This is a genomic window from Cupriavidus sp. 05T313, from assembly GCF_056396665.1.
Genome location: NZ_JBFTLX010000040.1, coordinates 18467 through 35775, shown reverse-complemented (window position 1 = coordinate 35775; position 17309 = coordinate 18467). Strand labels below are relative to the sequence as shown.

General features: G+C 60.3%; 17 protein-coding genes and 3 pseudogenes. 11 read left to right on the top strand and 9 right to left on the bottom strand.

Annotated features, from left to right (window positions below):
* Positions 1-491, top strand: a pseudogene (locus AC1DKD_RS12170) (hypothetical protein); the annotation flags it as partial.
* A 317-nt stretch (positions 492-808) separates the two neighbouring features.
* On the opposite strand, the gene AC1DKD_RS12165 reads toward AC1DKD_RS12170, so the two are convergent.
* Positions 809-1069 (bottom strand): DUF2188 domain-containing protein, encoded by a 261-nt coding sequence (locus AC1DKD_RS12165; RefSeq protein ID WP_441627185.1) that lies wholly within the window; start codon positions 1067-1069, stop codon positions 809-811.
* Positions 1070-1503: 434 nt separating this feature from the next.
* On the opposite strand from AC1DKD_RS12165, the pseudogene AC1DKD_RS12160 reads away from it, so the two are divergent.
* The 4 genes and pseudogenes from AC1DKD_RS12160 to AC1DKD_RS12145 all read left to right on the top strand — a co-directional run.
* Positions 1504-1746: pseudogene (locus AC1DKD_RS12160) on the top strand (redoxin domain-containing protein); the annotation flags it as partial.
* A 487-nt stretch (positions 1747-2233) separates the two neighbouring features.
* The gene (locus tag AC1DKD_RS12155; RefSeq protein ID WP_441627183.1) at positions 2234-2650 is read left to right on the top strand and encodes an organic hydroperoxide resistance protein; all 417 of its coding nucleotides are present in this window, start codon (positions 2234-2236) and stop codon (positions 2648-2650) included.
* A gap of 66 nt (positions 2651-2716) precedes the next feature.
* Positions 2717-3271 (top strand): thioredoxin family protein, encoded by a 555-nt coding sequence (locus AC1DKD_RS12150; protein ID WP_441627181.1) that lies wholly within the window; start codon positions 2717-2719, stop codon positions 3269-3271.
* A gap of 359 nt (positions 3272-3630) precedes the next feature.
* Positions 3631-3771: an epoxide hydrolase N-terminal domain-containing protein gene (locus AC1DKD_RS12145; RefSeq protein ID WP_441627179.1), complete on the top strand. Its 141-nt coding sequence runs from the start codon at positions 3631-3633 to the stop codon at positions 3769-3771.
* Positions 3772-4118: 347 nt separating this feature from the next.
* Here AC1DKD_RS12145 and AC1DKD_RS12140 read toward each other — a convergent pair.
* Positions 4119-4288, bottom strand: a pseudogene (locus AC1DKD_RS12140) (DUF1059 domain-containing protein).
* Between the two features lie 228 nt (positions 4289-4516).
* On the bottom strand, positions 4517-5557 hold the full coding sequence (locus AC1DKD_RS12135) for a GlxA family transcriptional regulator (protein ID WP_441627242.1): 1041 nt from the start codon (positions 5555-5557) through the stop codon (positions 4517-4519).
* 109 nt (positions 5558-5666) lie between these two features.
* Between AC1DKD_RS12135 and AC1DKD_RS12130 the strand changes: the two genes are divergently transcribed.
* The 5 genes from AC1DKD_RS12130 to AC1DKD_RS12110 all read left to right on the top strand — a co-directional run bounded on the left by AC1DKD_RS12130 (position 5667) and on the right by AC1DKD_RS12110 (position 9856).
* Positions 5667-6200 carry a tautomerase family protein gene (locus tag AC1DKD_RS12130; protein WP_477143315.1) on the top strand — a complete coding sequence of 178 codons (534 nt, stop codon included), beginning with the start codon at positions 5667-5669 and terminating at the stop codon, positions 6198-6200.
* Positions 6201-6286: 86 nt separating this feature from the next.
* Positions 6287-6670 carry a hypothetical protein gene (locus AC1DKD_RS12125; RefSeq protein ID WP_441627176.1) on the top strand — a complete coding sequence of 128 codons (384 nt, stop codon included), beginning with the start codon at positions 6287-6289 and terminating at the stop codon, positions 6668-6670.
* 478 nt (positions 6671-7148) lie between these two features.
* The gene (locus tag AC1DKD_RS12120) at positions 7149-7691 is read left to right on the top strand and encodes a MarR family winged helix-turn-helix transcriptional regulator (RefSeq protein WP_441627174.1); all 543 of its coding nucleotides are present in this window, start codon (positions 7149-7151) and stop codon (positions 7689-7691) included.
* Positions 7692-7770: 79 nt separating this feature from the next.
* Complete coding sequence (locus AC1DKD_RS12115) at positions 7771-8763, top strand: carbon-nitrogen hydrolase family protein (protein ID WP_441627173.1); 993 nt, start codon at positions 7771-7773, stop codon at positions 8761-8763.
* 37 nt (positions 8764-8800) lie between these two features.
* On the top strand, positions 8801-9856 hold the full coding sequence (locus AC1DKD_RS12110; protein WP_441627171.1) for an alpha/beta fold hydrolase: 1056 nt from the start codon (positions 8801-8803) through the stop codon (positions 9854-9856).
* Between the two features lie 211 nt (positions 9857-10067).
* Here the strand turns inward: AC1DKD_RS12110 and AC1DKD_RS12105 are convergent, their stop codons facing one another.
* The 3 genes from AC1DKD_RS12105 to AC1DKD_RS12095 form a co-directional block, all read right to left on the bottom strand.
* Positions 10068-10190: a hypothetical protein gene (locus AC1DKD_RS12105; protein WP_441627169.1), complete on the bottom strand. Its 123-nt coding sequence runs from the start codon at positions 10188-10190 to the stop codon at positions 10068-10070.
* 158 nt (positions 10191-10348) lie between these two features.
* Positions 10349-10789: a MarR family winged helix-turn-helix transcriptional regulator gene (locus tag AC1DKD_RS12100; RefSeq protein ID WP_441627167.1), complete on the bottom strand. Its 441-nt coding sequence runs from the start codon at positions 10787-10789 to the stop codon at positions 10349-10351.
* A 42-nt stretch (positions 10790-10831) separates the two neighbouring features.
* Positions 10832-11263 (bottom strand): DUF6130 family protein, encoded by a 432-nt coding sequence (locus AC1DKD_RS12095; RefSeq protein WP_441627240.1) that lies wholly within the window; start codon positions 11261-11263, stop codon positions 10832-10834.
* 322 nt (positions 11264-11585) lie between these two features.
* On the opposite strand from AC1DKD_RS12095, the gene AC1DKD_RS12090 reads away from it, so the two are divergent.
* Positions 11586-12566, top strand: coding sequence for an alpha/beta fold hydrolase (locus tag AC1DKD_RS12090; RefSeq protein WP_441627165.1), 981 nt, complete (start codon positions 11586-11588; stop codon positions 12564-12566).
* Positions 12567-12828: 262 nt separating this feature from the next.
* Here the strand turns inward: AC1DKD_RS12090 and AC1DKD_RS12085 are convergent, their stop codons facing one another.
* The 3 genes from AC1DKD_RS12085 to AC1DKD_RS12075 all read right to left on the bottom strand — a co-directional run bounded on the left by AC1DKD_RS12085 (position 12829) and on the right by AC1DKD_RS12075 (position 17227).
* On the bottom strand, positions 12829-14304 hold the full coding sequence (locus tag AC1DKD_RS12085) for an amidase (protein ID WP_477143314.1): 1476 nt from the start codon (positions 14302-14304) through the stop codon (positions 12829-12831).
* A 166-nt stretch (positions 14305-14470) separates the two neighbouring features.
* Complete coding sequence (locus tag AC1DKD_RS12080) at positions 14471-15817, bottom strand: MFS transporter (RefSeq protein WP_441627161.1); 1347 nt, start codon at positions 15815-15817, stop codon at positions 14471-14473.
* A 135-nt stretch (positions 15818-15952) separates the two neighbouring features.
* On the bottom strand, positions 15953-17227 hold the full coding sequence (locus tag AC1DKD_RS12075; protein WP_441627159.1) for a M20 family metallo-hydrolase: 1275 nt from the start codon (positions 17225-17227) through the stop codon (positions 15953-15955).
* Between the last annotated feature and the right edge of the window lie 82 nt (positions 17228-17309).

Below are 17309 nucleotides of genomic sequence, written 5' to 3'. Positions count from 1 at the left end.
ATACGGAAAATTACCGAGGACTAGTCGATTTTTCGAATGCGCTTAAGGTGCTGGGTGATTCGGACTCGATCTATTACAGCCAGGTAGCAAATTCGGTTGCGGTTGGAATTCAGGGGAGATCCAATGGTTCGGCATTTTTTGCCGCGGATTCCGATAGTACTATTAATCCGAATTTCTATCCTGGAACGGTCACGCAAGTATTTCCGCAGCTCAATGAAATTCCCTTATCGTCCGATACTGTTGCGACGCAAAGCCGGTATGATACTGGGTATGCCTATCTGAATGCGCACGCGCCAACCTGGTCCACACAGATCGACCCAAGCGCAAGCTATCCATGGATGCTTTTGGGCTACGTCGCGGCGAAACGAGGGGATACGGCGCGCGCGCAGCAGCAGATGGCATTGCTGCGAGAAAATAGTGGAAAGGCGATCATCAATGAAATCGGCTTTTATAAGCGTATTCTTAATGCAGGCGTTAGCGAGATAAGCTAGCGAACTGGGTGGCACCGTCAACTAGGAACATCGCAGGCGAAGCAAGGCATTGATGTCACTCTGCTCATTAAGCGGCGGATGGATTTTGGGTGAGCTCCGTTAGGCAGGTTTGCCCGGCAATGGGGCTTACTTTCATGGCACTGTTCTGTGGTTTTCGAGAGCTCAGGCGCCAGCGCGGGATGGACGCGCCCGTTCGAAGATTGCCATCCATTCGTCATAGCATTGGGCGATGCGGGAAACGGCGTCCTACTCGTCATCTTCTTTGATTCGTAGTCGGCGATCGCGTCCCAGAAGGAGGCGCCCGACCGGGAAGCCAATCAGCAGCTTTTGCTGATCGTAGAAGGTGCTGCGTGGGAGGCCGGCCACCTCAAGCAGATCCGCGAGTGGTGGCGCACGAGGACTTGGCCCTCCCTGCCAAAGACGACCAACTCGACGCCGGCATGCCGGGCAAGCACTACGCCAAGGGCGATTCTATTCACCAACTCGCTGTGGGGCGAGAGAACGTACTCCGCGACCTCTCGCGTCACGGCCCAACCTTCCCCGTGCGGCGCGACGTGAACATTGGCTTTACCACTCATGGGTGTCTCCCGAAGGTTTGCTCTCCCAGTGTTGGCCGGCCTTCCGGTGTTGAGGATCAGAGATCGTGCGACCGGTGCTCACCATATGCGAGACCAATCACACGGTCCAACCGCTCTGATTTCTATCCGGATTTCGTCCGCAAGTACGCTTTTCGACCGTTGCTGGAAGGCAACAGCAGGGCGAATGATGTTCCGTATTCTTGAGACTACATCGAACTTGCGAATAAAAGCAGCGGGCGAAACGCCCCACAGGTGCCCTGTTTCGCACTGAAAAGCTATGCTCGCATGAATGATGAGCGCGAGTCGCACGAATGACGATCTTCAACATCCATGGCGAGCATCCCCCTGACGAGAAAAATGCAATTAATCGCCAGAAATCTTACCTCAACCTTAAACTGGTGTTTGGCAACACGGGCCACCTGCCAGCGGAGCGCCCGTTGTCGGACGAGCAGTTGCGGGGCAAGGTCACACTGGTCTACTTCTGGACATACTCCTGCATCAACTGCATTCGCACCCTGCCGTACCTGCGCGCATGGGCTGACAAGTACAAGGACCAGGGCCTGACGGTGATCGGCGTGCACACACCCGAGTTCGCCTTCGAGAAGAGGCCCGAAAACGTCCGCCGCGCGATTCCCGATTTCCGCATCGGTTTTCCCGTGGCCGTCGACAGCGATTACGACAAGGAGGGAAGGCCGATCATTGATCCGCAGAACAGCAAGAAGGCACCGGATCAAGGCGCTGCTACGTCGTTCTGGTGCGCAACGAATCCCAGACTCGACGGCATGGGCGGCGTTTACTGCGCCGACTGCGACATTGCCCGTGCACTCCCTCCCGACGATTCGAGGGAGCTGCATGGCGTACGTACCCGAGCGACAGACCCCATCGCCGCCGGACGGCTCTGGCAGCTCAGCGAACAGCTGACAGGCGCAAGCATCGACTGAAGGAGCCGGCGGCCTGGAACTTGCCCCCACCGCCACTGCCGCCGGATTTTTGTATGCCTTTGTATCTGGCAGCAAGCGGGATACTTGCCCAGACAGAAGGGCTTTTTCGCGCTACGTGGGGGATACATCGGTCTTCTTTAATCCATAGCGTGGCCCGGCGCCAGACAAGTGCGAAGTAACCGGGACGCGCAATCGAATCCCTCTCAGTCCAAGGAGATCCATCATGATCCGTATCGAAAATGTGCTTTACACCGGAAAGGTCCACGTTACTGGCGGCCGCGATGGCCAGGCGCACAGTGACGACGACCGTCTGAACCTTAAGCTGTCGCCCCCTGGCAGCAACGGTCACGGCACGAATCCGGAGCAGTTGTTTGCCGCAGGCTGGTCCGCCTGCTTTATCGGCGCGATGGGCCGTGCCGCCAGTCAGATGAAGACTAAGCTGCCGGCGGACTTGGCACTCGATACCGAAGTGGACCTGGGCACAACCGGCGATGCGTACTTCCTGCAGGCCCGCCTGAATGTCAGCCTGCCAGGCGTGGACCGTGAGGTGGCGCGAGCCGTAGTGGAGGCAGCGCACCAGCTCTGCCCGTATTCGAAAGCGACGCGCGGCAACATCCACGTCGAGCTGAATCTGGTTTGACGTGCATCGCGGCCTGCCTGCATCGCTTGGCAGGCCATCGCTTCCAATCTTTCACGTACTCGAACCATGCGCACGTATCTACGCGCCGCCCTGGTGGCCTTGGTCATCGGCGCGGTTTACTTCATTGGGACTGGCGCGCGCACCTTCAGTGCGCCGCCGGCTAACGGCAGTGCCGCGCCCGAGTTCACTGGCATCAGCCAATGGCTGAACTCGCCGCCACTGTCTATGCAGGCCTTGCGCGGCAAGGTAGTGCTGGTGGACTTCTGGACGTACTCCTGCGTGAACTGCATCAACACGCTGCCCTACGTCAAGCAGTGGTACGAGAAGTACAAGGACCGGGGCCTGGTCGTTGTGGGCGTACACACGCCCGAATACGCCTTCGAGAAGTCGACGGCCAACGTGCAGGCCGCACTCGGGCGCCTCGACGTCCGCTATCCGGTAGCGCAGGACAACGGGTACGGCACGTGGTCGGCATTCCGCAATGAGTACTGGCCCGCCCTGTACCTGATCGACGCCGACGGCCGCATCGTCTACCAGCACTTCGGCGAAGGCAGCTATGCCGAGACGGAGGCTGTCATCCAGAAACTCCTGGCGGAGCGCAAGCCGTCGCAGCCGGCCTGATGCGAGCAAATCAGGGAGCCCAGTTCACGGGGTCCCAACATCGCTCCGGCCGCTTCGAGGCGGGCGGCAGTTCGGCCATTTAACGGTTATGTCGGGCAGTAAGAGTGGCCGCTTCTTTGACGCAAGCCCACCGACGTGACAGAAGCGCAGTAGCCGACGATGAAGTTGCCTTCAGTGCCGTGTAGGATCAGTCCGAATGTTCGTGTACGGCCGCTGACTAAGACGGCTCGGGCGCACGTCGCCCCGGGTTGCTCAACCACCGGCGGCTCGCAGTAGTGGCTCGGCGTGGGTCCGCTTTGTATTCCAATGTGTCCGCCGCCGCCGCGAGGACAAAAGGTTACAGAAATCCCCCCCGACCGATGCATCGCCAATACACGCCTCCGCTGAAATGGGGTTTCTGGCTTCGAAGACAAGGCGTGCAGCTCGCGAAGGTCCAGGCGCTTGTGCGCTACTGGGAGACGGGCTACGACTGGCGCGACTGCAGTGAGAATCCGGCATGAGCTGGATACCAGCGACATCGAGCTCTCACCGTATTACCTCGCCAGCGAAATCCGGGCAATTTATGCCGGCATGATGATCGCAGTGCCGCCCGAGGTGGCAGGCCTATGACCTGCTCACCCCAGCTCAGCTCGGTCGCGAGTTGATCAAGATGGCGACGCACGTTGATCCCCGCGCGATGCGCAAACATGGGTCGACAGCCACGCGCTTGGCTTGGTTGGCTCGGTTTTCATCGCGGTGGCGCCGTTTGTCGCCGAATGGGTGAATCAGCGTATCGCGCGGTCGAGTCAGCAGACCAGCACGGCGGCGCATAGACGTGGCGGTTGGCGGTGCGCCAACCCAGGTTCGTTCAGGCCGGTGGGGAGCCCGCCTTGAGCAATGCCTTTAACGGGGTGTGCAGCTCGGAGGTGTCCTGATGCTGATGCACCGCCACGGCATGCTGGGCTCGACTTCGAGTCGTTCGTTTCCACCGTTGACGCTGAGCGCCACGGTGCCGTTGAGGGGCCGCGCTTCCGAGATCGCAACCGAGAGTTGGTAAGACCAATCCCGGCCATGAAGCGCCATGCGCCCACGTCATAGCTCGGACGTTCGGACGTCGGGTCCGCTCAGCAAACGGCCATTCGATTCGTCGCGACGAACATTGCTTCATCGGCCAATCCAGACGGCCAGGCTGTCCATCGATTTGCGCAAACGACTGCTTGCTCGAGCAGATCCAGGGGCATTCGGCCTCAGCGGTTTTCCGGATTGTCAATCAACAATGCCACGCGACTCGCGTTCTATATCGTCCGCGACAGAGGCGCGCGCAAATCGCATTTGATATTCGCTCGGCGAGAGACCGGTCTTGCGCTTGAACAGTTGTCGAAATGTGCTGAGGTCTCCATAGCCGACGCGCTGGCTGACAACATCGAGGCCGATAGGTCTTGACTCCAGCAATTGTTTGGCCACTTCGATGCGCAGGTTCTGCAGATACGCTAATGGCGCAAGGTCTACTGCCTGCTTGAAACGTCGGTTAAGCGTCCGCTCGCTGACAGCGAGCCACGCGGCGAGTTCACTCAGTCGAAACCCCTGATGAAGTGTCGCCTCCATGCGCTGTTGAGCTTGCGCGACGAGCGGATCGGCATGTCCGTGGTCGTCGAGAAGCTTGGCGTAAGAAGCCTGAGAAGTCCGGTTCATGTCGATCAATAGCGACTTGGCGGTCGTCGCGGCAAGTTTCTCACCGGCGAATATTTCGACCAACCGCACGGCGAGGTTGAGATAAGACGTCACTGAACCGCCCGAGATAATGCCATCTTGCCCGGTCAGAACTTCCCGGGCTCGAACTTCGACACGCGGATAGCGTCGGGCAAAGTCAGGCGCTTTGGCCCAGTGTGTCGTGGCGACCCGGCCGTCGAGTAAGCCCGCCTCAGCAAGCAGATAGTTGCCCGTGCAGTATGCGGCCAGCACGGCTCCCGCCTCGCGTTGGCGCCGTAGCGCCGAAGACAGCGCGTTCAACTGCTCCCGGCGGCCGATGAACTCATCCATGTTGGAAAAAAACGGGGCCGTAATCAGAACGGCGTCTGCACGCTTGCGTGGATCGATTTTGCCGTCCACCGCAATGCTCTGGCCCGAAGCAGCCCTGACCGGTTGCCCGTCAAGCGATTCCACGCGCCACGCGAACATGGGTAAAGGGTTGGGCCTACGTGTGCCTTCCCGTGCGCTCAGGTGATTGGCAGCGTTGAGGACGTCGATGGGCCCCGCGACGCCGGATGCCAGAATTCCGTCATAGACCCAGATCCGGATCGTGATCATTTGCGTATGTGTCTGATATTCCTCGAATGATGGCAATACTGCCACTTCCAGATTCTCCCGTAAAGCGCGATGATCGCCAAACCGAAACACATGACGAAGGACTGCGACCATGCCAATGATCGACGCGCTGTGGCCGGACGATGCCTTGACGCCTGAAGCGGAAGCACGTTTGGTTAGAGAACTGACTGACATCCTGATCAAAGCGGAAGGCTATGACCCGGGCAATCCGATTGCGCAGGGAGTCACCGTGCTTCATCTCCATAGACCGGCCGCGGTATTCGTCGGCGGGGAACGCTCGAAGGCACCGCGCTACCGGATCATTCCTTCGGCGCCTGAGGGGCAATACACTGTCGAGTCACGTAGAGCGTTGGTTAAGGCAGTCACAGAAGCGGTAGCCCGCGCCGAGAACCGACCGTTCGAAGAGGTCGCACCGCGCGTCTGGGTTTTCCCGACGGAGATTCCGGACGGTACCTGGGGCAGTCGTGGCGCCATTTACACGCTGCCTGACATTCATGCACTTCTGGCCGGTGAATCCGAACGGAGTGTCGGCGTGGAGCGACTCGCGYGGCGAAGGCGCGAGAAGGCACGAATCGCGCTAGGAGCCGCTGTTGATGCCGCCAGCGCTGGAATTGCCAGGTCTTAGCAGCGTTCCTCGTGATTTGTTCGGCGGGACGGAAGAGGATGCCCGTGTTCGCTGACAACGTTCATACAATCGATTGAGTACCGAACATGAAATTCAACGATACAGCGCCAGTCTTGGCTCCTGTCGGCGGCCCGCCGTTCTGGCTGGCCAGGTTAGCCGAAAATGCGACGCTTGAGGCGACCGTCCTGAAGCGTCCGGTCGAAGGGCGGGCTGACATCCTGTCGGTGATCAAGCACGCAGTCTCGCTCTACGAGTTCCAGCATCACAGCTACAAGGGCGAGACAGGCAACGGACGATACATGGAGTCCTACCGCTCGCAGATTCAGGGCATGCCAATCGAGACTCTACTCGTGGAGCACCTGAACGAACAGGGTGAGGCTGACTCCGTGGTGATCAACCATCGTCCGCTGAATGCCGCGATGCTGTTTTTCGAAACTGATTTGGGAGCGGGTCGACGAGCGGTTCCGTGACCTCTATCTGACCGGACCGGAAGCCGACGCCGTGAATGCGGCCCCGGGTTCGAGTTGATCGTTTCGGCGCGGAATTTATCAATTCTTCCGGAGTATTGACCACTTTTGAATGACTGTTCTCCCTCGATTCGATGTCCCATCGGGCCAGTAGCGCGCCGGACCACTACGGGCGTGCAGGCCCAGAGCGACGACCAGGCTTCAGGGCGAGCATCGACGTCCACGACTCGATCAACGCCAATGTACTGCGAGGGCGGTTGCACATCCTGATCGTCGACTGGCCTGGCGGCGCGCGGTTGAGACAAGAGCGGGTTCACCATGTGCGCCGACACGGTTCTCCTTGCATCGCAATGTATCTGCTGCGCGCTCTGATACGTGCACTCACAGAAACCATTTTTCCCAGACATATCCCGGATTCGCCGGCGCGCTCAAATACGTCCATACGGTGGTGAGTCCGCACAGCAATGTAGATACCTCGATCATGCTCGCTCAAACGGATGAATCGCTGGCAGTCTGGAATTTGTCCATCAATGTACTGCATATGCAGCATGAGCCGAGCATGACGTTAGACATTCAGCACAAAGCAGGTAATGACGTGAGCAGCGAGATCGCGCAGAACTGCCTGCTGACGCATACGCGGCAGATTTCGCGGGTCTTGACAGCGATTTACGACGACGCGCTACGGCTGTTCGGCATCAACGCCCCTCAGTTCAGCCTGCTCGTGCTTATCGCGGAGCATGAACCACTCAGCCGTTCGGATCTCGGTCGCAAGAACCATCATGACCGGTCGACGCTTACAAGGATTTTGCAACCCCTGATCTCGCAGGGGTGGGTCGCCGAAGGCTTCCCCGGAGGCGATGGCCGCAGTCGCCCCCTTTCGCTCACGGAACAAGGCAGAGCATTGCTTAGCAGCGCTGCGTCCGCATGGTCGACTGCGCAGACAAAAGCGAGAGCCCTGCTGGGAGAGGCTGGGGCCGACGCGCTAATGGGCATCGCGGGCGAGTTGCCGCGCCGCACGATTTGATTTTTCTATTCTCAAAGTTGCATATGCAACACCACCAGGGGCGCCTGTGTGCCCGTCTTTATCAGTCAAGGAGTTTGCAATGAAAGTCGTCAAAGCCGCCGCAGTCCAGATCAGCCCTGTCCTCTACAGCCGTGAGGCAACCGTCGAGAAAGTCGTGCAGAAGATCCACGAGCTTGGTGAGAAGGGGGTGCAGTTCGCCACCTTCCCGGAAACCGTGGTGCCTTACTACCCGTATTTTTCCGCGGTCCAGACGGGCATTCAGCTTCTGTCCGGAAATGAGCAGTTGAGGCTGCTTGAGCAGTCCGTGACGGTGCCGTCCCCCGCCACCGACGCAATCGGCGAGGCAGCTCGCAAGGCGCGCATGGTGGTGTCCATCGGCGTGAATGAGCGTGACGGCGGCACCATTTACAACACGCAACTGCTCTTCGACGCAGACGGCACCTTAATCCAGCGCCGCCGCAAGATCACGCCCACGCATTTCGAACGCATGATCTGGGGCCAGGGCGACGGGTCGGGCCTGCGCGCCGTCGACAGCAAGGTCGGCCGCATTGGCCAACTCGCATGTTTTGAGCACAACAACCCGCTCGCGCGCTACGCGATGATTGCCGACGGCGAGCAGATCCATTCGGCCATGTATCCGGGGTCTGCCTTCGGCGAAGGGTTTGCCCAAAGGATGGAAATCAATATCCGCCAGCATGCGCTGGAGTCCGGCTGCTTCGTCGTGAACGCAACGGCCTGGCTGGACGCCGACCAGCAGGCGCGGATCATGAAGGACACGGGCTGCGCGATCGGTCCGATCTCGGGCGGTTGCTTGACCACCATCGTGACACCGGAGGGCATGCTGCTGGGCGAACCTATCCGCTCGGGTGAGGGCGAGGTCATCGCCGATCTTGATTTCTCGTTGATCGACCGACGCAAGGCCTTGATGGACTCGGCCGGCCACTACAACCGGCCAGAGCTGCTCAGTCTCCTGATCGACCGTACGCCCACCGCGCACGTTCACGAACGCGCTGGGCATGCCGTGCCGAGCGCGGAGCAAGGCCCGGAGGATCCGCGCGCCACAGTTGCTTGAGCCCGTTCAGCTAGCCCTATACATCATGGAGATTTCTTTGAACTCGATTGTCAGGATTGGCACTGCGGCCGCTGCATTTGCTGCTCTCATGGTGGCCGCCTCCCCAGGTTACGCAGGGGCGACCTCCAAAGCTCACACGGATGCGGCGGCCGTTCAGAAGACCACCGCCGCAAAGGTTGCCGACGTGTCAGATGCGGCGCTGGTGAAGTCGTTGCCGGGATTCAGGAACGGCTACGCCGAGGTAAACGGTGTACGGCTGCACTACGTCGTCGGCGGCAAGGGCGCGCCGCTCGTGTTGCTGCCGGGCTGGCCTGAGACCTGGTGGACCTTCCACAAGATCATGCCGACGCTCGCCGAGCATCATACCGTCATCGCCGTGGACTTGCGCGGCATGGGCGCATCGTCGAAGCCCGCCGAAGGCTACGACAAGAAGACCATGGCACGGGACATTCACGAGCTGGTGAAATCGCTGGGCTATGACAAGGCCAGTGTCGCAGGTCATGACATTGGCTCTGCGGTGGCCTTCGCGTATGCGGCGAACTATCCCCAGGCCATCGACAAGCTGGTGATGCTGGAGCTGCCGCACCCGGACGAGAGCCTGTTGTCGTTCCAGCTTCTACCCGCGCACAACACCTTCGGCGACAAGCTCGACTTCGCCCATCCGTATCTCTGGTGGTTTGCCTTCAACCAGGTCAAAGGGCTGCCGGAGAAGCTGCTCGCCGGTCGTATCCGGGTCGAGCAGGATTGGCTCTTCAAGTACTTCCTGGTGGACGAGGGTGCGATCGACGCGCGGGACCGAGCCGTGTATGAGCGCGCGTACAACAGTGCCGACGCCATTCGTGCAAGCAACGCGTGGTATCAGGCCTTCACGCAGGACGTGGTAGACAACAAAGGTTACGGCAAGCTCGAGATGCCGGTTCTGGCGATGGGTGGCCCGGCCTACCGATGGATGAAGAAGGTCATTGGACAGAAGGTGTCGAACCTGACTACTGTGAATCTGGAGGGCACGGGCCACTTCGTTCAGGAAGAGCGCCCCGAACTCGTCGCCAGGACGATGGTGGACTTCCTGCAGACCATCGGACCGGCGACCTGAGAGACCCCAACACGTAGTGCTCCGCCAGTGACGGCATGATCTTGTGGAAGGTCCACCACGTCTCCGGCCAGCCTGGCAGCAATACCAGCGGCTCGCCCTTGCCGCCTATGACGTAGTGCAGCCGGACGCCGTTGACGTCGGCATAGGCGTTGCGGAATCCGGGCAGCGACTTCACGAGCGTTGTGTCGGACACATCGGTGTGCGAGGCAATTCATTGCCGGGCGTTTTCTGTGCCGGCATGTGCATTGGCTGCCAGCGCAGTGCCGGGCAGGGCGAGGATCAGGCCGGTGGCGAGGGCCGCCCCAGCCGCAATGCGGGTAACGATGGTCTTCAAGATGCGTCCCCTGATACTCATGCGGCGGCGCGCGGTTTGCTCAGCACGGCTGCGGCTTCTACGATGGTCATGGCAAATCTCCTTCTAATTGGATGCGGCATCGTGCGCCGCGATGGTGTTGCGTATGCAACATGAACTGCAAAAAAAAGACGGCGCGATCAGGCGCCTCGTTTCGGCAACTCCTTGGCGATGCCCATGATGGCGCCGGCGCCTTGTTCGCCGACCAGCGCTCTGGCCTGGGCCTGCGCCGTCGACCACGCAGGGGCGGCCTTGCGCAGCAATGCCTTTCCCTGCGCGGTGACGGTCAGCGGCCGAGTGCGGCCATCCTTCTCCGGCGCGCCTTCGACGAGCCATCCCTGCGCCAGCAGCGGTTGCAGGTTCCGCGTCAGCGTCGAGCGCTCATGGTGGTTGCGCCGCCCGAGGTCGGCGCGGCTGATCGGGCCCAGCTCATGCACCATCACCAACAGCGTGAACTGCGGTGCATTGATGCCAATTGGCCGCAGCGCATCGTCATAGACGGCGGTCAGCACCCGGGAGATCTGCCGGGTGCGCGTCAGGAGGCAGTTACGGAGCATCTCGCTGCCCATCGTGTCGGCCATCTTTTTCCGTGCTGCCGGACTCATATCAGGCAATCCATCGCATCAACGCTTCACGTCCGGCACCGTGACCGGGACGACTTCGCTGGCGAGGATCTTGTGGCTTGGGTCGGCCAGCTCGAGCTTCAGCTTGTGCGGACCGGGTGCAAGGCCTACCACGATGACAGGGTCCTCGCTGGTATGGGCCCAGGTGGCGGGTCCATTATCGACTGTCACATGCAGGTGCCCGATACGCGGCGAGAGTTCGACGGCCGTCTTGCCGAAAACCGGCATGACGCGGAAATTCTCGGTCCGGAACTGCACGATCACCACCCCCCGGGCCAACGGCTCGGGCAGCGGCGAGTAGGGGATCAGCTTCGGCGGCGGCTCGGAATTGAGCGGAAGTATCGCAGGTGGCGTCTGCGCGAGAGCACTTGCGCAGAGTGCTACCCCAGCCGTGGCCAAGGAGAGTTGTTTGAGTAGAGATCGGGAGCCCATGGTTTTGTCCTTTTTGTCGCAGGCGGTTGCTCGACGCACGAATTCACCTGGATTCACGCGTAAGTACAGAATAGACACGCGATGAAGAAAGGGAGTGGTCTCGTTACAACGACAGCATGACTGCCTGCGAGACGAAGTTTGCGCAATGAAAGCCCCTGCCGCCAGTGGCCGCGTGTATGGGAATGTATTGGGAAGGAAAGCGGATACGTGGCCGTACAAAACTGCGCCCGGCCCGCCACAGGGCAGATACATGCCTGACCTTAAATGTTGCATATACAACGAGAGCGCTCTTGTATTTCTTAAGATCAACGAGGTGAAAGACATGATGAACCAATCCAAAAAGCGCCGACTGCTTGCCGCAGGCGCCGTTGGCGCCATCGGCGCCGTCGCAGTGGCACTGATGGCCGGTTGCGCGAGCATCGGGCATACGACGAAAGCGGAGCCCGAGATCGGGTATTTGCAGATCAATCCCGATATGAAGGTCAGGCGCCTGGTTGTGCACAACACCACGCCGAAGGGCACCGTGCTGTTCCTGCATGGATTCCCGGAGACGATCTACGCTTGGAAAGATATTTCTACGGAGTTGAGCAAGGACTACGAGATCCATGCCTTTGACTGGCCGGGTTACGGCGATTCGTCGCGGCCTTCCGCGGACAAGTTCTCCTATGCGCCGCGTGATTACGCCAAGGTGCTGAAAGACTACATCGAACAGGCTGGGATCGACAAACAGAATCTGGTGATCTATGCGACCGACATTGGCGCGTTGCCCGCCTTGCTCTCGGCCATCGACGATCCCGCGATTGCGAAGCGCATCATCGTTGGCGACTTCGCGCCGTTCAACCGACCGCAATATATGCAGGAGCGACTGCAAGGCCTGAAGGAGCCGAAGTCGGCGGAAGCGGTGCGGGCGGCGTTCAACAAGACGCGCGACGAGATTCTGCAGAATGCCTTCACGCGCGGCTTGCCCGCGGCGTCGCACTATGAGGTGCCACCGGAATTGAAGGCTGACATGGCGCGTGGCTGGCCAAACGGAACACTGACGACCGCCGATGCCTTCTATCACTACTATTCGCACTTCACCCGCGACGAGGACTATTTCGAAAAAAATCTGGCGAAGCTGAAGACGCCCGTCAAGGTGATTTGGGGAGAGCAGGACATCTATGTCCGGAAAGAGATGGGCGAGGAACTGGCGAAGCGCGCCAACCTAGATTTCGAAGTGCTGCCGAACATTGGCCACTATCCACACCTGCAAAGCAAGGAGACGACCATCGCGGAGGTGCGTAGCGCGTTCGATGGCAAGTAATGGCAAGTAAAGGTCGACCAGCCGCCGGGCGCGTTTGATCCGGCGGCTTTGCCAAGTCGTGCGTCGTCGATAAGCGCGGCAGTTCGTTCCGTTGCGCCCTCGTCGGGTGCGAAACGCACGTGACGCAGCCTCAGCGGGCGCGGACCCACGCGCAGGCCGATCGCTTTCACCGATCGCTTCCACCGTTCGCCGGTGCTGTCCAGACACGGGAATCGGATTTCCCGCGTGCAAGTCACTCTGCCAGATGCAGACTGGATAGCTGCTACGTCCTCTCATTGACGATTGACCCTGCCCATACTGGTGGCCGCTGTCCGCGCCAGGGACATGCCGTTTCCAATTGTGCGGCCAGACGGAACAGCGTGTCCTCCCGCCCGAAGCCAGACATAAAATGCGACCCGATTGGCAGACCTGTTTGGGGGGCGATGGAAAGCGGCACTGACATTGCTGGCGTTCCGGTCACGTTCGATAACGCGGTAAACGGTGACTGGCTAAAAACGTGCGCGATCCAGCCAAGCCCATCGACGGATGTTTCTACCCCGTTGTATTCACCAATCCGAGGCGGAAGTCCGGGTAGCGTCGGTGTCAGCAGAATGTCGTAGTCGCCGAAGAACCGCCCCAGCGCCCGTGTGACCGTATTCCTGACCTGCAATGCCGACAGGAGGTCTACGGCGCCAATCTCAATGCCGTATCGATAGAGCGCGAGCGTTGCAGGTTCGAGGTGTTTTTCATCCACCGTTCGTCCGGTGGATGCGGCAATGCCGTTGATCCGGAGCGCCGCGTTGGCAGCCCAGATTTGCGCATTGCATAGCACAAAGGCGTCCCAGCTCACACCCAAATCTGGCGCTACTTCATGGACATGATGACCCAGGGACTCAAGTGTCCTGGCCACCTTGCTCAAGGCATCAGCAACCCCCGTGTCGGTACGCGCGGCATTGAATGGATTCATCATGAACCCGATCTTCAGATTTCCCGGCTGCTGCCGGATCTCCGACAGATAGCTGGCTTTGGGCGGGGCAATGTAGTAGGGCTCGCCCACGCCGCCGCCGTGGATGCCATCAAGCAGCGCCGCACTGTCGCGCACAGTTCGGCTCACGGCAAAATGCACGCCCAGACCATTCCATACTTCGTCCACGTAGGGCCCGTTCGACACGCGTCCCCTGGTCGGCTTCAGACCGAAGAGCCCGTTGCAGGAGGCCGGCACCCGTATCGATCCGCCTCCGTCCGTCGCATGCGCAATGGGAACGATACCGGCGGCCACCGCCGCTCCCGCACCGCCGCTCGATCCGCCCGCGCCATGTTGCAGACTCCAGGGGTTCCTCGTCGGGCCGTACAGCACGGGTTCCGTCGTCGTGCTGACCGCCAGTTCCGGCATGGTTGTTCGCCCAAGCGTGATCAGGCCTGCCTGACGGAAACTCGTCATCACGTACGAGTCTTCCTTTGCGACGGTGCCCATCGCCAAACGACTGCACATTTCGCTCCTGCGTCCCCGCATGGCAACGCCAAGATCCTTGAGGAGAAACGGCACGCCGCCGAGCGGTCTCGGATCGGCGCTCACGATGCCAGCTGACTGTATCTCCACCTCTTCGGGCCAATAATCGAGCACAGCGTTTACCTGGGGATTGACCGCCTTGATGGCAGCCAATGCGGCCTGCGCTACTTCCATTGCGGTCACTTCTCGCGTGGCGATGAGGTGATGCAGGCCCATGCCGTCAAGGGCGGTGTATTCGGCGAGCTTCATTTGGACGTTCTCTTTCAGCGACACATTGGGAGGGCGCGCATCGCAAGGGCTGCGCGCCTGTCTGGTCTGACCGCAGGCAATGGAGGACGTTCGTCCCGCATCGCACTCCCCGGCGGCTTCATAGTTGAGTGACTACTGGCATGCGCGATCACTGGCCAGAGGAGATTTACTTCGCTTGATGCACGCTGGCCGGCATGGGCGACTCGTGGCGAAGCGCGGTATCGGCCCTGGGCTTCAGGCGCAGGAACAGGATGATGAACGCGCACATCGGCAACAGCGCTGCCATCAGCAGGAACCCAGGGTAGATGCTGCCGGTCACGGATTTCGACCAACCGATGATGCTTGGGCCGAAGAAGCCGCCAGACAGGCCAATCGTATTGATCAGGGCGATGGCTCCCGCTCGTGCGTCGCCCTTGATGTACGCGGGCGGAACGGCCCAGAAGACGATGTTGGCCATCCACATCAGGCCGGTAGCGACGGTAACGCATACCAGTGTCACTGCGAGATTGCCGTCGGCAAGGTACCAGCCAATGAAGCAAAGACTGCTTATGGCGGCCGGCACGGCGATGTGAATTCGACGCTCCTGACGCCTGTCGGAGCTACGGCCACCGAAGAAGATGGCAAACGCCGCAGCCACATAAGGAATGGCCGCATACCATCCGAGCGTCTGTGTGTTGGTGACACCGGCGGATCTGATGATCGTCGGCAGCCAGAAGCTCAAGGCGTAGATCGGCGCGATGATGCACAGRTAGGCAGCCGCCAGGATATACACCTTGGGATCACGCAGTACCGTGAGGAACGATTCGTGCCGCCGGTCCGCAGCCGTGTTCGTTTCCGCGGCCAGTGCGCGTTTCTCCGCGTCGTTGAGCCATTTCGCATTGGATGGATCATCGACAAGCAGGAAGTAGGCCGCGACGCCAAGCACAAGGGTGGGGGCGCCTTCAATGAGAAACATCCATTGCCATCCGGCGAGGTTCGCCGTACCGGCGAAAGCCGTCATGATCCACGCCGACAGCGGCCCGCCAACAATTCCGCTGAAAGGGCCCGCAAGCCAAACCATCGAAATTGCGCCGGCAATGCGGCTCGGACCATACCAGCGCGACAGGTAGAACAGGACGCCCGGCGCGAAGCCGGCTTCGAAGACGCCCAGCAGAAAGCGCAGGGCGTAGAACACCGGGACGCTATTGACGAACACCATACACATCGAGGTAATACCCCAGAGCACCATGATGCGGCTAAAGGTAAGCCGGGCGCCAACCCTGGGCAGCAAGAGATTGCTTGGCACCTCGAACAGGACATAGCCCACGAAAAATATTCCGGCCCCGATGCCGTAGGCGGCGTCGGAGAAGCCGAGGTCGCTCTGCATCTGAAGCTTTGCAAAGCCTACGTTGACTCTGTCCAGATAGGCGAACATGAAGCCAATGAACAGCAGTGGCAGCAGGCGTAGATCTACCTTTCGATAGAGGGACGCACCGTCCGTCCCGCGCCATGAAATTTGGTCTTTCTGAGACATAGACCTCTCCTTTGGTTGGTGTGTATAGCGTCGCCCCGGCGCGCATCGGCGCCGGGAGGTGTGGTCGAAATGGTTCTGGCGTCATTGCGTGGCAACTTCGCTTCATGTGGACCGACACTTCCCGGTGGCGGTTGCCTATAGTTGTTCGGACATGATCGCCAGCATGGCGTCGCAGAGGACCTGCGCCCCGGCCGCGACATCGACTTCGCGCGCGTTCTCGGCCTCGTTGTGGCTGATGCCCTTTTCGCAAGGCACGAAGATCATGCCGGTGGGGATGTGGTGTGCGGTGTACTTGGCGTCGTGAGTCGCGCCGGATACGATGTCAAGGAATTTCATTGCCCGACCGGCGGCAGCGTTGCGCACGGTTGCCACCACGCGATCGTCGAACGTTATCGGCGTGGACCTCAACAGAACCTTCACCGACACCGGGCAGCCCTCGATCTCGCCGGAGCAAAGCTGAAGGATCGTCTCGCCGGCACGTAGCAGGGAGTCGGGGTCGGGATGCCGCAAATCGATATTGAATGTCACGCGGCCTGGCACGGTGTTAGGCGATCCCGGATAGACCTCCAGCCTTCCGACGGTGAAGCGCAGGATATCCTCGGGGTCGTCTATCGCGGCGCGAATGCGTCCGATGAGCGTGGTGGCGGCCACCAATGCGTCTTTGCGATGCCGCAGCGGCGTGGTGCCCGCGTGGGCCTCAGCGCCTAGCAACTGGATCTCGTAGGCATGAAGCCCCTGAATTCCCGTGACAATGCCCACATCGCATGCCTGGTTCTCGAGCACGGGGCCCTGCTCGATGTGGGCTTCGATATAGGCAAAGCCGCTCATGCCAAGCGGGCGCTTCTCCAGTACCGGCAGCTCCGCGATTTGGGCCTTCAGTGCGCTTTCCACATCGAAACCGTTGACGTCCTTGATCGCCAATGCATTGGCCAGCGGCAGCGCGCCGGCCGCAACGGCGGAACCCATCGTGGGAGGGGGGAACCTTGAGCCCTCCTCGTTCATCCACACAACGAGCTCGATCGGGTGTTCGGTCTCCATACCGTGATCGTCTAGCGTCTCGAGTACCTCGAAACCTGCGAGCACGCCGTAGACACCGTCGAACCTGCCTCCGGTCGGTTGGGAATCGAGATGTGAACCCGTCAATACCGGCCTCAGACCCGGGTTCTTTCCGGGACGGCGGATGAACAGATTGCCGATCGGGTCGATCGAGGTCTGATAGCCTCGCCTCGATGCCCATTGGAGCAACAACATCTTGCCCTGGGTGTCTTCCGCGGTGAGCGCCTGGCGGTTGACACCGCCTTTGGCCGTGGCGCCGATCCTTGCCATGGCGCAGACATGTTCCCAGAGCCGCTGGCTGTTGATGCAAGGACCGATTTGGGTGAGAGAGGAGGAAGGAGTGGGGGCGTTCATCTGGCTGCTTACCTTGTTGTGTTGCGAGCCAGTTTGCCGACTTGATTCCTGTTAGTCAAGTAACTTGACTAACAGGAATCAT